At 57.6% G+C, this 15,769-nt stretch carries 17 protein-coding genes and 1 pseudogene; 12 read left to right on the forward strand and 6 right to left on the reverse strand.

The annotated features are described in order from the left end of the window. The first annotated feature begins 1 nt into the window (after nt 1). Nucleotides 2-1,117 (forward strand): dihydrolipoamide acetyltransferase family protein, encoded by a 1,116-nt coding sequence (locus PSH65_RS12105; RefSeq protein ID WP_305426398.1) that lies wholly within the window; start codon nt 2-4, stop codon nt 1,115-1,117. Nucleotides 1,118-1,126: 9 nt separating this feature from the next. Further along, a complete protein-coding gene (locus tag PSH65_RS12110) occupies nt 1,127-1,390 on the forward strand; it encodes an acyl carrier protein (protein WP_305426399.1) in 264 nt (87 codons plus the stop codon). Between the two features lie 22 nt (nt 1,391-1,412). Here PSH65_RS12110 and PSH65_RS12115 read toward each other — a convergent pair whose 3' ends face one another. Beyond that, the gene (locus PSH65_RS12115; RefSeq protein WP_305426400.1) at nt 1,413-1,979 is read right to left on the reverse strand and encodes a phosphoribosyltransferase family protein; all 567 of its coding nucleotides are present in this window, start codon (nt 1,977-1,979) and stop codon (nt 1,413-1,415) included. Nucleotides 1,980-2,177: 198 nt separating this feature from the next. Between PSH65_RS12115 and PSH65_RS12120 the strand changes: the two are divergent. After that, nucleotides 2,178-2,450 (forward strand): annotated as a pseudogene (locus tag PSH65_RS12120) (hypothetical protein); the annotation flags it as partial. 58 nt (nt 2,451-2,508) lie between these two features. Here the strand turns inward: PSH65_RS12120 and PSH65_RS12125 are convergent. After that, nucleotides 2,509-3,054 carry an Hsp20/alpha crystallin family protein gene (locus tag PSH65_RS12125; RefSeq protein WP_305426401.1) on the reverse strand — a complete coding sequence of 182 codons (546 nt, stop codon included), beginning with the start codon at nt 3,052-3,054 and terminating at the stop codon, nt 2,509-2,511. A 144-nt stretch (nt 3,055-3,198) separates the two neighbouring features. Then, entirely contained in the window at nt 3,199-4,095 is an 897-nt protein-coding gene (locus tag PSH65_RS12130) for a DMT family transporter (RefSeq protein ID WP_305426402.1), read from the reverse strand. A gap of 88 nt (nt 4,096-4,183) precedes the next feature. Between PSH65_RS12130 and PSH65_RS12135 the strand changes: the two genes are divergently transcribed. After that, nucleotides 4,184-5,515: a PLP-dependent aminotransferase family protein gene (locus PSH65_RS12135; protein ID WP_305426403.1), complete on the forward strand. Its 1,332-nt coding sequence runs from the start codon at nt 4,184-4,186 to the stop codon at nt 5,513-5,515. On the opposite strand, the gene PSH65_RS12140 is transcribed toward PSH65_RS12135, so the two are convergent. Next, the gene (locus PSH65_RS12140; RefSeq protein ID WP_305426404.1) at nt 5,506-6,384 is read right to left on the reverse strand and encodes a LysR substrate-binding domain-containing protein; all 879 of its coding nucleotides are present in this window, start codon (nt 6,382-6,384) and stop codon (nt 5,506-5,508) included. The genes PSH65_RS12135 and PSH65_RS12140 overlap by 10 nt on opposite strands. A gap of 119 nt (nt 6,385-6,503) precedes the next feature. On the opposite strand from PSH65_RS12140, the gene PSH65_RS12145 reads away from it, so the two are divergent. The 3 genes from PSH65_RS12145 (at nt 6,504) to PSH65_RS12155 (ending at nt 8,846) form a co-directional block, all read left to right on the forward strand. Then, nucleotides 6,504-6,929 carry a VOC family protein gene (locus PSH65_RS12145; protein WP_008013629.1) on the forward strand — a complete coding sequence of 142 codons (426 nt, stop codon included), beginning with the start codon at nt 6,504-6,506 and terminating at the stop codon, nt 6,927-6,929. Between the two features lie 113 nt (nt 6,930-7,042). Continuing rightward, nucleotides 7,043-8,302, forward strand: a complete 1,260-nt coding sequence (locus PSH65_RS12150) for a cation:dicarboxylate symporter family transporter (RefSeq protein WP_305426405.1) — start codon at nt 7,043-7,045, stop codon at nt 8,300-8,302. Nucleotides 8,303-8,465: 163 nt separating this feature from the next. Continuing rightward, the gene (locus tag PSH65_RS12155) at nt 8,466-8,846 is read left to right on the forward strand and encodes a nuclear transport factor 2 family protein (RefSeq protein WP_305426406.1); all 381 of its coding nucleotides are present in this window, start codon (nt 8,466-8,468) and stop codon (nt 8,844-8,846) included. A 123-nt stretch (nt 8,847-8,969) separates the two neighbouring features. Here the strand turns inward: PSH65_RS12155 and PSH65_RS12160 are convergent, their stop codons facing one another. Beyond that, nucleotides 8,970-9,731 (reverse strand): hypothetical protein, encoded by a 762-nt coding sequence (locus PSH65_RS12160; RefSeq protein ID WP_305426407.1) that lies wholly within the window; start codon nt 9,729-9,731, stop codon nt 8,970-8,972. Between the two features lie 255 nt (nt 9,732-9,986). Between PSH65_RS12160 and PSH65_RS12165 the strand changes: the two genes are divergently transcribed. The 3 genes from PSH65_RS12165 (at nt 9,987) to mqo (ending at nt 13,292) form a co-directional block, all read left to right on the forward strand. After that, entirely contained in the window at nt 9,987-10,556 is a 570-nt protein-coding gene (locus PSH65_RS12165; RefSeq protein WP_305426408.1) for a YceI family protein, read from the forward strand. Nucleotides 10,557-10,616: 60 nt separating this feature from the next. Beyond that, nucleotides 10,617-11,327 carry a GNAT family N-acetyltransferase gene (locus PSH65_RS12170; RefSeq protein WP_305426409.1) on the forward strand — a complete coding sequence of 237 codons (711 nt, stop codon included), beginning with the start codon at nt 10,617-10,619 and terminating at the stop codon, nt 11,325-11,327. A 318-nt stretch (nt 11,328-11,645) separates the two neighbouring features. Then, a complete protein-coding gene (gene mqo / locus PSH65_RS12175; RefSeq protein WP_305426410.1) occupies nt 11,646-13,292 on the forward strand; it encodes a malate dehydrogenase (quinone) in 1,647 nt (548 codons plus the stop codon). A 294-nt stretch (nt 13,293-13,586) separates the two neighbouring features. Here mqo and PSH65_RS12180 read toward each other — a convergent pair whose 3' ends face one another. Continuing rightward, a complete protein-coding gene (locus PSH65_RS12180) occupies nt 13,587-13,949 on the reverse strand; it encodes a DUF6124 family protein (protein WP_305426411.1) in 363 nt (120 codons plus the stop codon). Between the two features lie 890 nt (nt 13,950-14,839). Here PSH65_RS12180 and PSH65_RS12185 point away from each other — a divergent pair. Then, the gene (locus PSH65_RS12185) at nt 14,840-15,310 is read left to right on the forward strand and encodes a hypothetical protein (RefSeq protein WP_305426412.1); all 471 of its coding nucleotides are present in this window, start codon (nt 14,840-14,842) and stop codon (nt 15,308-15,310) included. Between the two features lie 99 nt (nt 15,311-15,409). Next, a complete protein-coding gene (locus PSH65_RS12190) occupies nt 15,410-15,727 on the forward strand; it encodes a hypothetical protein (RefSeq protein ID WP_305426413.1) in 318 nt (105 codons plus the stop codon). Nucleotides 15,728-15,769 lie beyond the last annotated feature (42 nt).

A 15,769-nucleotide genomic window follows, 5' to 3' on the forward strand; every position in this document is an offset into this window, starting at 1 on the left:
CATGATCGAATTCAAATTGCCGTCTCTGGGGGCCGATATGGATGAAGGCACGTTGCTGGAATGGAAAATCCATCCGGGCGACGCGCTCAAGCCTGGTCAGGTGATTGCCGTGGTCGATACGGCCAAGGCCGCCATCGACGTAGAGTGCTGGCACGACGGCACGGTCCTGCAACTGCTGATCGACGTCGGCGCCAAGGTACCCGTGGGCACTCCCATCGCGCTGTTGCTGGAGCCCGGTGAAAGTGCGCAGACCGCGCGACGGATGCCGACCCCACCGGTGCTGACCGCAGAAGAAAACCTCTCCGATAGACGCCCGAGAATTTCTCCGGCTGCACGCAAGCGCGCTGCCGAGTTGGGGCTCAGTACCCGCCAATTGCAAGGCCATGGCCCCCACGGTGTGGTTACCCTGGAAGATGTCGAGGCTGCCGCCCGTGTGGCCCCGGAGCCTGACCATAACCAGGCCATGCGGCACACGATCGCAGCGGCCATGAGCCGTTCGAAACGCGAGATTCCCCATTATTACCTCAGTGAAACCATCGCCTTGGGTAAGGCCATGGCCTGGTTGCAGGCACACAATGCAAAAAGCACCTTACAGGAGCGCCTGTTGCCCAGTGCGTTGTTGCTCAAAGCGGTGGCGTTGGCCCTGCGCGACTATCCGCAGCTCAACGGTTCCTGGCGGAACAATGCCTTTGAACCCGCGCTCGATACTGACCTTGGGGTGGCAATCACCCTGCGCCAGGGTGGTCTGGTCGCCCCGGTTCTGCGTCATGTGGCGGACACAGCCTTGACCGATTTGATGAGTGGACTGGCCAGCTTGGTGGAGCGCGCCCGCAGCGGTTCTCTGCGCAGCTCCGAGCTTGGTGGCGCGGGCATAACGGTCACTCAACTCGGCGATCAGGGCGTAGACAGCGTACTGGGTGTGATCTATCCGCCGCAGGTCGCTCTGGTCGGCTTCGGTCGTATCTGCGAGCGCCCTTGGGTGAACGAAGGCCAGTTGTGCGTCATGCCCACCGTTGTCAGCAGCTTGTCTGCCGATCATCGGGTCAGCGATGGTCACTATGGCGCTCGCTTTCTGGGGGAAGTCCGTCGTTTGTTACAAACGCCAGAGAACCTTTGAGGTAAGCCTATGGACCCGCTATCGGTACGCAATCAGGTGTTGAGCGCCTTGAAGAGCGTCGCTCCTGAAGTCCAGCCTGAGCAGTTACACAGTGGCCGGTCGCTACGCGAGGAAGTTGATCTGGACTCAATGGACTGGCTTCGGCTCATCGAAGCCCTAAATCGGAGCCTGGGCATTGCCATTCCTGAAACCGATTACCAACACGTGGACACCCTGGACAAGCTTGTCGCCTATCTGTTGCAAAAGGGTGCACCCAGCGAGCAGGCACCTTGAAACACCTTGCTCAGTTGCGCCGTCAGTGGGCGGCGCCATGACGCAGCACTTCAATGCAAAACTCCATTTCGTAGGGGGGCACGTTGCATTCGACGATGTCATGGGCGGCAACTTGCAGGTGCACGCCGACAATATCGGCATGGATCGGCTGCTGGCAGACATGCCGGTCGACCAGTACTGCCGTGTAGACCCGACGAGCACCCAGTTGCGCCAGGTACGCGCAGGTGCGCAGGAGTGAGTGGCCTTCAAACAACACATCATCGACAACCAGCAGGGTGGTATTGGCAAGGTCCAGCGTGTTGAGAAGCGGGTTCTCGGTCAGTGCCGTGTGTGCATGCAACACCTTGAGGTCATCGGCATAGCGCTTGACCTTCAGGGGGTAGAGCGGCAGTTCTGGCTGGCCGGTCTGACGTGACAGGTGTTGTTGTAAACGCTGTGCCAGAGGCTCACCTCGGCGCTGGATGCCAATCAGTGCCGCTTGAGCGGGCGGCAACAGCGTTGCGGCCTGGCGCGCCATCGCCTGCAGCACTGAATCGAGTTCATCGCTGTCGTACAAGCGCAACCGCTGACTCGCAGGCAGAGTTGGCATGGCAGTCTCCCGTCGAAAGCCGATGGGTGAATCATAGCGTAAGGGCTGTGCAGGGCATGCGACTGCGAGGACCAACAACAAGGAGACTCAGGAGCGGAATCTGAACCAAGGATGATGCTTGATTCAGTGAGGACGCAACGGCTGCCCACGGATGTGATACGCACCGACAGGCGTGATCGCCCGGGGAGGTTTCAAGTGATTCAGCGGTCCTCATCACAAACCATCTTGCGCGACCGGGTTGATGCCGGTCGAAGACTGGTAGAACCGTTGCTCAAATACGCTCATCGCCTCGATGTCATCGTTCTCGCCTTACCCCGTGGCGGCGTTCCTGTGGCCTATGAAGTGGCCACAGCCTTGGCGGTTCGCCTTGACCTGATGCAGCGTGCGGCCCGACGTGTGGTGGTGGGGGCCTGTTTGATCACGACGCGATGGCCCAGGCACGGGAAGGTTCTGCCTGGCGCCCTCGCGACCACAAAAAAGCCCCCGGCTGGTTTCCCGGCAAGGGGCTTTGTGTCGCACGAAGGGCGATTCAGCTCGATTTGATCTGCACCTTTTTGTCCGCGTTCATGGCTTCGGGCTTCTTGGGCAGCGAAATGCTCAGCACGCCTTTGCTGAAATTCGCTTCGATCTTGTCGGCATCGACGCCTTTGGGCAGGCTGAATGCCCGCTGGAAGGAGCCATAGTGACGCTCTGACAGGTGATAGCCCTTACTTTTTTCTTCCTTGTCCTCTTTCTTTTCACCCTTGATGATCAGATTGCCGTTGGACACTGTGATGTCGATATTTTCTTGATCCATGCCAGGCAATTCAGCGGTGATTTCGAAGCTTTTATCTTTCTCGGTGATGTCTACCGCAGGCAGGCTGCGGCCGATAAATTCCCGACTCCAGAACGGTTCGACATCAAACAGCCCACGCCGGAAAGGCGTCAGCCCCGAGCCACGATTGAAGTCTTCGAACAGGTGATCAACCTGCTGGCGCAGTTTTTCCAGAGGGCGCCAAGGGTCTGTCGCTATCGGTTGCTGATCGGTTTTTTTGTCGTCGGTGTGCACCGGCATTTTCTTCTCGAAATTGGCCATTTCTCATTCCTCCTATCGAGTACTGCGGTGGGCCGGGAACATCTCGGAGGCCGGTCCACCACGACAGATTCAGGCCTTACCTTAAAAGGTTAGTATTCCTGTGGCCCCCTGGCCGACCAACAGTCGGTTTCTGCTGCGAGCCGTCTATTTCGAGAACTTGCGCGCACCCACCACGCAAAGGATCACCGCAACAGTCACACCCAACATGCCAAGGCTGACTTGCTCGTGCAGCAGCGTGGCCGCCAGCGCCAGGCCAAAAAACGGCTGTAGCAGCTGAAGCTGGCCGACGGCGGCAATCCCGCCCTGGGCCAGCCCGCGGTACCAGAACACGAAGCCGATAAACATGCTGAACAGCGAGACGTAAGCCAGGCTGAACCAGGCGGTGGGGGTAATTCCCGAGAGCGAAGGCGGGGCCAGGAACCAGGTCAGCGGGATCATGACAGGCAGCGACAGCACCAGAGCCCAGGAAATCACCTGCCAACCGCCCAGCGTCCTTGAAAGCTTTGCGCCTTCTGCATAGCCCAATCCGCAGGCGAGGATGGCCAGCAACATCAGAATGTCCCCCGCAGGAGAGGCGGTCAGGCCTTGGGAAACGGCAAACCCCACCACCAGCAGGCTTCCCAGCACCGAGAAAAACCAGAAAACCGGCCGGGGACGCTCGCCACCGCGCCAAACCCCGAACGCTGCCGTGGCCAGTGGCAACAGGCCGACGAAGACGATGGAATGCGCAGACGTCACATATTGCAGCGCCAGCGCAGTCAGCAGTGGAAACCCGAATACAACGCCCAGCGCCACGATTGCCAGGGAGAGAAGCTGACTCTTGGCCGGCCGTTTTTCCTTGAAAAGCAGCAGCATGCACAGCGCCAGAATGGCCGCGATGCTGGCCCGCGCAACGGTCAAAAAGACGGGATCAAATTCCAGAACGGCCACCCGTGTCGCGGGCAGCGAGCCGCTGAAAATGAGCACGCCGATGAACCCGTTGAGCCATCCGCTCGCGGTTTTTTCCGTGGTGTGCTGTTGCAGGTGCGATGTGCGTTCCATTGAGGTTCCCCTTCATGCAGGTTGCATGGGAGGCATCGTATGGACGAAACTCAATACAATCAAAATATTGTCATGGATACACTTGCGCATGCCTCGTTCACGCTACAAATCACTGGTGGATGAATTTGCGGCGGATATTCGCTCAGGACGACTGTTGCCGGGCACGCGCCTGCCGACCCACCGCCAGCTGGCGGCAACGGAAGGCCTGGCCCTGGTGACGGCTAGCCGGGTTTACGCGGAGCTGGAAGCCATGGGACTGGTCAGCGGGGAGATGGGGCGGGGGACGTTCGTCAGGGAAACTTCGTGGTCGCCGGGCCAGAACATTGACCAGCATAGCGTTGCCGCCGGCATGACGGACCTGAACTTCAACTATCCAGCGCTCCCTGGGCAGGCAGAACTGCTGCGAAATGCCCTGCGCCAGCTCGCCTCGGCCGGCGATCTGGAATCGCTGCTGCGCTACCAGCCACATGCGGGGCGCCCGCATGAACGCGCCTCTGTGGCGCGCCATCTGCAAGTCCGGGGTCTGACGGTCGAGGCGGAGCAGGTGCTGATCGTCACCGGTGCCCAGCAGGGGCTGGCCGTGACGATGATGGCGCTGTTGCAACCCGGTGATGTGATTGCAGCGGACGCGTTGACCTATTCGGGCTTCAAGGCGCTGGCCGACTCACTGCACCTCGAAATCGTGCCCATTCCGGTGCTCGATCACGGGCCTGATCTGCAGGCGCTGGAAAGCCTGTGCCGGCATAGACGCGTGCGGGCCGTGTACACAATGCCGACCCTGCACAATCCGCTGGGATGGGTGATGAGTGCCGATCAACGGGAATATCTGGTGACGATTGCGCGTCGGCATGGGCTATTGATCATCGAGGACGCCGCTTACGCCTTCCTGGCGGAAAATCCCCCCGCACCGCTGGCGGTAATCGCCCCCGAGAGGACGGTTTACGTGTCAGGGCTCTCCAAGAGTGTGGCCACCGGATTGCGCGTCGGCTTCGTCGTCGCCCCTCTTCAACACGTGCCCGCGCTGGAGCGCACGATCAAAGCGACCACCTGGAACACCCCGGGCGTGATGACGGCAATCGCCACCACATGGCTCGACGACGGCACCGTCCTGCAACTGGAAGCCGAAAAGCGCCTGGACGCGCAAGCGAGGCAAGTCGTGGCCGGCGAGGTACTGGCGGGGCTGCGCTGTATCCGCCATCCCTCGTCGTATTTTCTTTGGCTGCCGTTGTCGGAAGACGCAAGAGCCGATCAGATCGCCATGGCTTTGATGCGGGAAAATGTGTCGGTTTCCACCGCCGAACCGTTTGCCACTTCAGCCAACGTCCCGCATGCGTTTCGTCTGGCGCTGGGCTCCGTGGAGATGGGGGCACTGCGTGAGGCGCTGGAAAAAGTGAAGTGGATGATTGGGGCTTATTCGTAACCGCTCTGAACCTGCTCAACGATCAGTTGGGCCAGTACCCGTACCGGCTCGGTAAAACTTTGCCGAGCCCGATGGACGAGGCCGATATCACGATGGAAGGTGTGTTGCCCCAGATCCAGCGCACGCACCCCGGCGGGCCAGTCCTGATGGATCGCCGTCTGCGGCACCAGCGCTACGCCGACGCCATTTTCGACCAGCTTGATAATGGCCTCCAGTTCATCCAGCTCGCACACTTCACGCAAGGTGAAATGCATCTGCCGCAAGAAACGATCGACCTGCCTGCCGCCGAACGATGATCGGTCATAGCGAATGAAGGGTTGGCTGGAAAGCAGTGCAGACCAGTCTTCTCCGGGCACATCGCGCGGAACGATCAGCCGGTAGGGCTCAAGGGCCAGGGTCGTCCAGCGCAGATCGCTTTGCAGCGAGAAGGGCGGGCGAATAATCACTGCCATGTCGATCTCGCCGGCATCCACCAGGTTGACCAACTCCATCGACAGACCCGGGATCACACGGGTTCGGCATTGCGGACATTGTTGGTGAAATTTGGCGAGCGCATCCGGCAAGTACGAGCGCTGCACGGAAGCGATGGCACCGATGTTCACCAGAACGCTGGCTGGCAGCCCAACCGTGGTGGACCCCAGATTGTCATAAAGGCGAAGCAGCTCCTGCGCCTGCAGAAGTATCTGATGCCCCATTCTGTTCAGGTGAGCCGAACGGCCCTTGCGGTCGAAAATCTGGAAACCCAGCTCGGCCTCCAGACGTTGCATCTGGGCGCTCACGGCGGCCTGGGTCAGTCCGATTCTGTTGCCGGCAGCGGCAAAAGTGCCTTCCCGTGCGACGGCGATAAGTGTTTTCAGTTCTTTGATCATTCACAAATATTAATTGTGTTTCTAAGAAATATATATTGATTTTTTTGTTTGTTCTGCGGCTCTACGATTGGCTCCGTAATCAAAAACAAAACCGATAAAACACCTTGATTGGAGTTCCGATGAGCCTTTCTCCTTTTCACCTGGCGATCCCTGTTTATGACCTCGCGGCGGCACGCACCTTTTACGGTGAAGTGTTCGGGCTGCAAGAGGGGCGCTCCAGCACGCAGTGGGTCGACTTTGATTTCTACGGTCACCAACTGGTTATCCATGAACACCCAAAAACTGCTTCTCAGGAGAGCGTGCATAGCAATCCGGTAGACGGGCACGACGTCCCCGTCCCGCACTTCGGCATCATCCTGGAGTGGCAGCAGTGGGAAGCCCTGGCCGAGCGCCTGAAGTCCTTTGGTACCGAGTTTGTGATTGAACCCTACATTCGATTCAAGGGGCAGGTCGGCGAACAAGCAACGATGTTCCTGTTCGATCCGTGTGGCAACGCACTTGAGTTCAAGGCGTTCAAGGATATGAGCCAGCTCTTCGCCAAGTAATAAAAGCAATGGCACAACCTTGTTGTGCCATTCGATTTCAAATGAGCTGGAAGCTCATGACTCTAGCAACTGCCCTGTAACGCAGTCCTTTCATTCCAACAAGAAGGCTAGACATGAAACGTATCCCTTTGGTTTGGCAAATAGTTGCCGGGCTGTTGCTTGGCGTGCTCGTCGGTTGGTACTTCAATACACACCCGCAATATCAAGGCTGGATCAGTTCTGAAATCCTCAAGCCCCTTGGCGATATCTTCATCAAGATGATGAAGATGGTCGTTGTTCCCATTGTCTTCTGTTGCATGATTCTGGGGATTGCCGGCGGCGGTGATAACAAATCTTTTGGGCGCATGGGCGTCAAGTCGTTGGGGTATTTCTTCGCGATTACCGGCCTGGCCATTGTGATGGGGTTGTGTTTCGCCAATATCTTCGAGCCCGGCACGGGTACTGATATTTCGGGCATTTCCCACGGCACCGCTTCGGTCAACATGGAGCCTTCGAAGGGCGCTCTCGTCATCCTGCAGAACATCGTTCCCGATAACGTTTTTGTCGCGATGTCGGAAGCGAAGTTGCTCTCGGTGCTGTTCTTCGCCGTGCTGTTTGGCCTGGCATTGAACTCACTCCCCAGAGAAAAAAGCGCACCGGTGGTGGCGATGGTTCAAGGCATCTCTGATGCAATGTTCAAGGTCGTCAGTATTGTCATGGCTTATGCGCCAATCGGTGTATTCGGCATGATCGGCGCCACCGTGGCGACCTTCGGTTTTGCCTCGCTATTGCCTTTGCTTAAGTTGATCGGTGTGGTTTACCTGGCTCTGATTGTCTTTGCGCTGGTGGTGCTGGGCGGTATTTGCTACTTGATTGGCGAGAATATTTTCAAACTGATCAAGTACTTCCGTAATGAGCTGATTCTGGCGTTCTCCAGCGCCGCATCGGCGTCGGTCATGCCGCAGCTGATGAGTAAGCTGGAACACTATGGCGTGCCGCGCCGAATCGTCAGTTTTGTGGTGCCGGTGGGGTATGCATTCAACCTGGATGGCGCGTCGATCTTCCTCGGCGTGGCGACGATTTTTGTCGCGCAACTCTATGGGATCGACCTGTCGCTGTCCCAGCAGATCTTGCTGGTGGTGACGATGGTGCTGACCTCCAAAGGAGCTGCCGGCGTCCCCGGATTCGCCATCATCATCCTGTCCGCCACCTTGGCATCGGCCGGTCTTCCATTGGAAGGGGTTGCACTGATTGCCGGCATCTTCCGGATTATCGACAGCGGTACCACCACCCTGAACGTGCTGGGCAATGCGATTGCCCCCTTGGTCATCGCCAAGTGGGAAAAGGTCAGCATTGAGCCTTCGGGAGTTGCCCGGGTGGTGCAGAAAACCTGATCACCATCCTCCAGTCAAACGCAATCCCTGTGGGAGCGGGCTTGCCCGCGAAGGCGTCATAACATTCAACATCCATGTCGACGTCAGTCCGCTTTCGCGAGCAAGCCCGCTCCCACAGGTTCCGTGCATTAACCCGTGTCAGTTACTTATCAGGAGTCATGCAATGAGCAGTCTTACTTACGTTCAGGAATACAACGCGATTGTCGGCGTACTTAACCAGTACAACGAAGGTGGCGCCAAGGCCGACAGCGCACTGATGAAGCCCGCCTTCAACGAGCAGGCCACGATGTTTGGCGTCGATGGCGACAAGCTCGTCGGCGGCGCGATTCAGAATCTCTACGATGTCATCGACAACGCGTTCCGCCCGTCCCCGGAAGCCAAAGCCGCCATCGTGCGCATCGACATCGTTGGCACGGCGGCCAGTGCGCGGGTCGATACCGACAACGTCTCGGGGTTCCGCTTCACCGACTTCTTCAACCTGCTGAAGGTAGAAGGCAAGTGGAGCATCGTCAGCAAGATTTACCATACCCATCCGAGCCTCTGATCCCTCGGATGTCGTGGGTCGGTGGTTGTGCATCGTCTGCTCAAGCTACCGATTGAATAAACCAGGGAGGTCCTCGACATCGAGGACTTTCCAGCAACCGGTAAAGAGCCCTTTAGCTAGCACCTAGCGCATTACAATCTCACTGAATTTGACGGTAAGCGCCTCATCATTCCCATCCCGAAACACCAACTTGATCGCAGGCGTTTTGCTCAGCTTGCTGTTGCTCTGCTGGAAGATCAGCGTAACCCGTGTCGGTACGTTGCGAATCAACGGGAAGCGTAGCCAGGCGTTGTCCTCGACCTGGCCCACCCGGATCGACTCGAACTTGAGAGGGCCGCCAGACTCGTCGAATAGTCGGGTGCCGTCGTCGAAGCGAAAGCTGCGGTCCACGTTCAGGTTGGTCAGTTCAAATGTGCAGGTGGGCAAACGGCCGATATTTTCGCAGCCCTCCAATTCGATGCGTACGTTATCCAGCACTTCCATGCGTTTGCCGAGCAGGTTGTTGCCTTCGTTTTCGACGATCTTGGCTTGCAGTTTGGCGAATTCGAAAGAGGGCTTGGCGTATTCGGTGCCCAGGATGAAGAAGCCAAAAGACAAGCCGGCAACCATGAAAAACTGCAATGCGCCGCGGAGCATCGGCGTGAAGTTACGGATCTGCCAGCCGATTGAAACGGCTCCCAAAAACAGAAATGTGCTCACCAGCAACACCACGTTTTTCCAGCTTATGAAGCTGAAACCGAAAACGCTGGGGTCCGGCACGGCATAAGTGATTAACGCCCACATGGCGCCCAGCACGACACCGAGGCCTGCCATGCCGCGGGTGATCAATGAGGTGATTTTCTGAGTGCGGGTAAGCGGTATTGCTGAATCTTGCGGGGATATCACGGTGCTGACTCCTTGTTCCATAGCCGATCGTCCATCCTTGAAGGCGACTGTCAGGCTGTAAAATAGAAAACCTTGAAATATCAAGGTCAGGGCCTGATTGTGGCGGGATGCCATTATCCAGTAATGGCGCTGTGGGTAAAGGCGCACGGTACGGCTGCACTGGAATAACCAACGATTATTTGCTTAAGTCCAGCTATCGCAGCCACGTCGGTGCAGTACTTCAATTCCTGAAGGGCGCTTCAACCGGAGAATCCCATGCCCCCTCGATTCCCGCGTTTCGCCGCATTGCTCGCCATCCTCCTGGTCGGCACTTTGCCCTGCGCCCACGCCGTCGAATACACCCAGGTCAACACCACCGCCAGCAAGATCTCGTTCACCTATAACCAGTTCGGCTCCCGGGCGTACGGCACCTTCGGCAAATTCGACGCCACGCTCGATTTCGACACGACGAACCCCACCGCGGCCCACGCCAAGCTGACCATCGACCTTGCCAGCATCGACGCCGGGGCCAGCGATGCCAACAGCGAGCTGCAAAAACCTGCCTGGTTCAATACTGCGAAGTATCCGGTGGCGACCTTTGAATCGACGGGGGTGGAAGCACTGGGCGATCACCGCTACTTGATCACCGGCAACCTCACGCTCAGGGGCCTGACGCGCGAGTTGCAGGTGAAGGTGCTGTTGAAACCGGAGAAGGCCATCGGGATCTTCGATGGCGACATCGTTGTGAAACGTAGCGACTTCAAGATCGGAGAAGGGGAGTGGGGCGACACGGTTGTCTCCGACGACATCAACATCCGCTTCCGCATCGTCGCGCCCGAGCGGTGATTTTCCTGTTAGGGGCTCGATCTGTGACAATAGCGGGCTTAACCCGGAGTCAGAAACTCAATGCCCCAGCTCATCCACTTTGCCACGCCATGCCCAGAACCCATCAACAGCCAGATCCTGCAGATGGTCGTCGACAACCTGACCGACATCAGCATGGTGGGCATCGCGCCGAGCAACCCGTTGTACAACGTCTATCAATACACAGTGGGCTACGAGGTTCATCTCTACCTCGAAGCGCTCAGCGGCGCCAAAGGCATTGCTGTCGAATTGATCGTTGCCACGGATGACGAAGACCCCGAGACAGTCATCGGCTTTCTGCTGTACCTGCCAGTCAAGGACGATCCCCATGCGTGCGGCGTGGCGTATATGGCGGTGCAGGCCAGCCATCGGCGGCGGGGCGTCGCGCGGGCGATGCTGCAAGACATGCTCGGCCGCTACCCGCATGCCGAACTGACCTGCACCGTTGCCAAGGTGCCCTGGTTCGAATCGATGGGCTTTCAAGTGCTGGGCGTGCGCGGCACGCAGGTGCTGATGAACACCCGTGATCACGGCACCGAAGGCTTGATGGGCCTACTGGATGTCACTTCGATCTACAGTTCTTTGGAGGTGCGGCAGATACATACGTATCTGCTGCAGAAACACGGCAAGCGGGCGATGATCGATGCAGAAAAGCAGCGCGACCGACATCTCGACCAAATGACGCGCAACGCCAAGGCGTTTGTGCTGGATCGTTTGAGCAAAGACGCCGGGCGCGGGTCTCGTCCCGACTAGACTGTTGAGTCCTTTCGGGCGCGCAGGCTGGCCGAGGCGTGATATTCTGTCGCATTAACTTGGTTTGACTTATTCAGTTCGCACGTCCACAGACGTGCTGACAGAATCAATGTCGCTCAAAGTAGCTGAGCCAATAATGATAAAAATCAGTACACGAGGGACATATAACTGAGGTCGATGGAGACACGTCGGCCTTGTGTGCCCACCTTCAAATCCTCGTAAGTGCAGGAACCCACGGCACGCTGCCTGCGTACCCGTACTCTTGGGTTGCTCACGTTGAGGATTGGGGGCGGATGGCGTTTATCATAGGTGCTACAGATGTTTAAGAAACTGAACACGGCCCTGCTGGGGCTGGCTTTGTCGATGGGGATCACGTCCGCTCACGCGGAAGAGGCAAAGAAAGTCGATGTGCTGCTCATTGGCGGCGGCATCATGAGTGCAACGCTGGGTGTCTGGCTCAATGAGCTGGAACCTGGTCTGTCGATGGAAATGGTCGAACGCCTCGACGGCGTCGCCCAGGAAAGCTCCAACGGCTGGAACAACGCCGGTACCGGTCACTCCGCCCTGGCCGAGTTGAACTACACCCCGGAAGACGACAAGGGCAACGTCCAGATCCCGAAAGCCGTTGAAATCAACGAAGCCTTCCAGATCTCCCGTCAGTTCTGGGCCTGGCAAGTTCAGCAAGGCGTGCTGAAGAACCCGCGTTCGTTCATCAACTCCACTCCGCACATGAGCTTTGTGTGGGGCGATGACAACATCAAGTTCCTGAAGAAGCGCTACGAAGCCCTGCAAGCGAGCCCGCTGTTCGCCGGCATGCAGTACTCCGAAGACCCGGCTGTGATCAAGAAGTGGGTTCCGCTGATGATGGAAGGGCGTGACCCGAACCAGAAAGTCGCGGCCACCTGGAGCCCGCTCGGCACCGACATGAACTTTGGCGAGATCACCCGCCAGTTCGTCGCGCACCTGCAAACCACGCCGAAGTTCGACTTGAAACTGTCTAGCGAAGTGCAAGACATCACCAAGAACGAAGACGGCAGCTGGCGCGTCAGCTACAAAAACCTGAAAGACGGCACCAAAACCGAAACCGACGCCAAGTTCGTCTTCATCGGCGCGGGCGGCGGTGCACTGCACCTGCTGCAGAAGTCCGGCATTCCTGAAGCCAAGGAATACGCAGGCTTCCCGGTTGGCGGCTCGTTCCTGGTGACCGAAAACCCGACCCTGGCCGAACAACACCTGGCCAAGGCCTACGGCAAAGCCTCCGTTGGCGCACCGCCAATGTCGGTTCCGCACCTGGACACCCGTGTTCTGGACGGCAAGCGCGTCATCCTGTTTGGCCCATTCGCGACCTTCAGCACCAAGTTCCTGAAAGAAGGCTCGTACCTGGACCTGCTGACCACCACGACCACCCACAACGTGTGGCCAATGACCAAGGTCGGCATCAAGGAATACCCGCTGGTCGAGTACCTTGCAGGCCAACTGATGCTGTCTGACGAAGACCGCCTCAACGCCCTGAAAGAATACTTCCCGAACGCCAAAGCCGAAGACTGGCGCCTGTGGCAAGCCGGCCAACGCGTGCAAATCATCAAGCGTGATGAAGCTGCCGGTGGCGTGCTGAAACTGGGTACCGAGATCGTTGCTTCCGCAGACGGCACCATCGCCGGCCTGCTGGGCGCATCGCCGGGCGCATCGACTGCCGCACCGATCATGCTGACCGTGCTGCAGAAAGTGTTCAAGGACAAGGTTGCCTCGCCAGCCTGGCAGGAAAAGCTGCACCAGATCGTGCCTAGCTATGGCACTCAGCTGAACAGCAGCCCTGAGAAAGTGGCTCAAGAGTGGGCTTACACCTCCAAGGTGCTGGAGCTGACTCCACCGCCGGCGATTGGTCAGGTGGCGGCTCCGGCTGCTGCCCCGGCTGCTCCGGCCAAGGCGCCGAAGGCTAATGCTGCGACGGATATGGCTTTGTAAGTAGAAGCGTGATTGGAAAGCCCACTGGATCGGTGACGGTCAGTGGGCTTTTTTGTGGGTGGGATTCAGTGCAGATGATTTGCGAGAGTCGCCAAAAGGAGCTGCTTTTGTGGCGAGGGAGCTTGCTCCCGTTGGGCTGCGGAGCAGTCCCAGCGCGTGATCGGCCGTTTGGTGACCATGTCACCGCAGGCGCTTTTGAAGGGGGATTTGAGGGTGAAGCTGGATGCGCCCTTCGCATCGCAACTATCAAAGCCCTTTACCGAGGGGCAAGCCTCTCAGTAAAGGGCTGAGTGATTACTTAGGTGGAACGAAGTTATCCAGCATTCGATTCACCGCCAGTTCCGCCAGCATGATGACCTGCTGAAGCGCCAGCAGGGTATTGCGGTGGGTGCCCTCCACCAATGCAGCGATGTCGCTGGCCATGACACTGGCCGACGCCAGGTTCTCGCACGTTTGAACCAGCAAGGCTTCATGGCCGACATCCGGCGCAACCATGTACATGGTGCTGGGTTTACGTGGGGTGTTGTTCATGATCGCCGCCGGGTTGAGGTAGAAATTTAGGGCGCGCTCGGCGGCTTCGTTGAGTTTTTTTGAATCGAGGGATTCGTACGGGGATGCCGGATCGGTGTCCGGTGGATTGGGTGTCACTTTGAACATAGATGAAACTCCCACTTAGAATAAATAAGAGCCATCACCCTCGCTACCAAACGAAGAGTGGCGGCCATACGCGGGTTGGTAGACCGGTCTAAGTAGGAAACCCGGCGCTCACAATGGAGCCCCACGCATGACCACCATATAAAGCTGAGCCCAAAAAAGGGACTCATAAGGTGTCGCCATGCGACTACTTAAAGGCGGGCTACCAAACCCGATCACTGTTTTTCAGTGACAGGGAAACGATATAGCCCGCCCCACAGCCGCACAAGCCAGCGGATTCTGGCGCACGCGTAGGCAACGACGCAAGGCGTTGTAGCCGTTAGGACGTAACAGCGGGTGTCTTTAAACACGCATCGTTAAACGTGTGAGCGCTTTCAAAAAAACGAGGAAGCGTCTGACATTTTTAGGGTTGTGTTGCGGCGCGACCGCACCTGTCGCCCGCTTAAAGTCATGCAGGGCGCGCGCGACGGCGTTTTTTTTTTGAATCGAGGGTTTGGTAGGAGAATGCCGGATCGGTCACCGGCGGATGGATATGACGCTGACCGCTGCGTCGGTACTTTTGAATGGAGCCGTGCAGAGTTGAAAAAGGATGGCAGCTGTAGATAGGTAATGGAGTCGTGGGAGGAGCTTCGCAATACCGACTTGGCCGAGGGCACCCTGTGCCACGGGCTGCTCCGCCCGGTCACTGCGGCGGTGACGGGAGACAAGATAACCGGCGACCGCCTGGCGCTGTATCAACCCTAACGCGAGGGAACGACTGCTACTGGCCGATTTATGCCCATCGCGAAGGGCAGAAAACGGCCAAAAGCAGCCCGTCGCGATCAGAAACGTTTGACGACAACGCGTCGCTCTCGCACTCTGTTTTACCCCCTATTTCTTCACTAGGCTTCCCTATGTCATTCGCGACCGTAGTGCTGCTCGACTCCTGGCCACAGCCAAGTACGTCGCCCGAACCCGTCGTGTTCGCCACGGACACGCAGCTATGTTTACGGTACTGCACCGCTGGGGAAGAAATAGCTGTAATTCATTTTCCCCTAGTAAAAAAAATTCAGTTCGGGTCACCAAACGACGAGGCATTGGGCGGCCATCCGCTTATTGGACTTGGCCTCAAGCATTACCAAATTCATCGAATAGATAATTCGCCTTGGCTAGCAGAGCTTGAGCAGAGAAACGCCATTCACCCACGACACGATAAACAGCGGTTTCTAAAAGATGCCATCCACTATGTCTTTACGTTTCAGGACTCTACCCTGGAATGCATCGTAATTGAGGGGCAGTTCTGGTATCCAAAAGTACAAGTCTTTACCTCGGAGCAGAAGGCAAGGGATGTCTGGCGCCAACTGATCAACGACGTGGGCGCATGATCCCCCATTGTCGCGTCTAGCCAAGTCACTTTCCAAATTCCAGCGTCAGATCGGAAAGGTGTGCCGGTCCAAAACGTTTAGTACTGTTATGATTAGAAAATGAAAGGGAACGCAAAAAAATCAACCATGAATCCAATTCGGCCCACCCCTGCGGCATACCACACAGACGACAGCTACTGGCACCTTCTTACCGCAGAAGATGGCTCGGTATATGTTCTCGTCAACTGCGAAGCGACTTTTGTGAGTTACGACACTCTGGTTAAGCTCAACTACGAGGAGCTGCGCGACTACCACGGCTTGGGCTGGCTATCCATTCAGCACCTGGCTAACCGGATCAACTACTTTGTCGATGATTACAATAGCCGACGGATCACCGGCCCTTTGCTCGATGCAGCTATACAGGCGTCGAAGCACTAAACATCCCCCAGACATCTGCCTAGTGTTCGTCAGTTCGCAGTT

The organism is Pseudomonas sp. FP603 (assembly GCF_030687415.1).
In the GTDB taxonomy this organism is placed as follows: Bacteria; Pseudomonadota; Gammaproteobacteria; order Pseudomonadales; family Pseudomonadaceae; genus Aquipseudomonas; species Aquipseudomonas wuhanensis.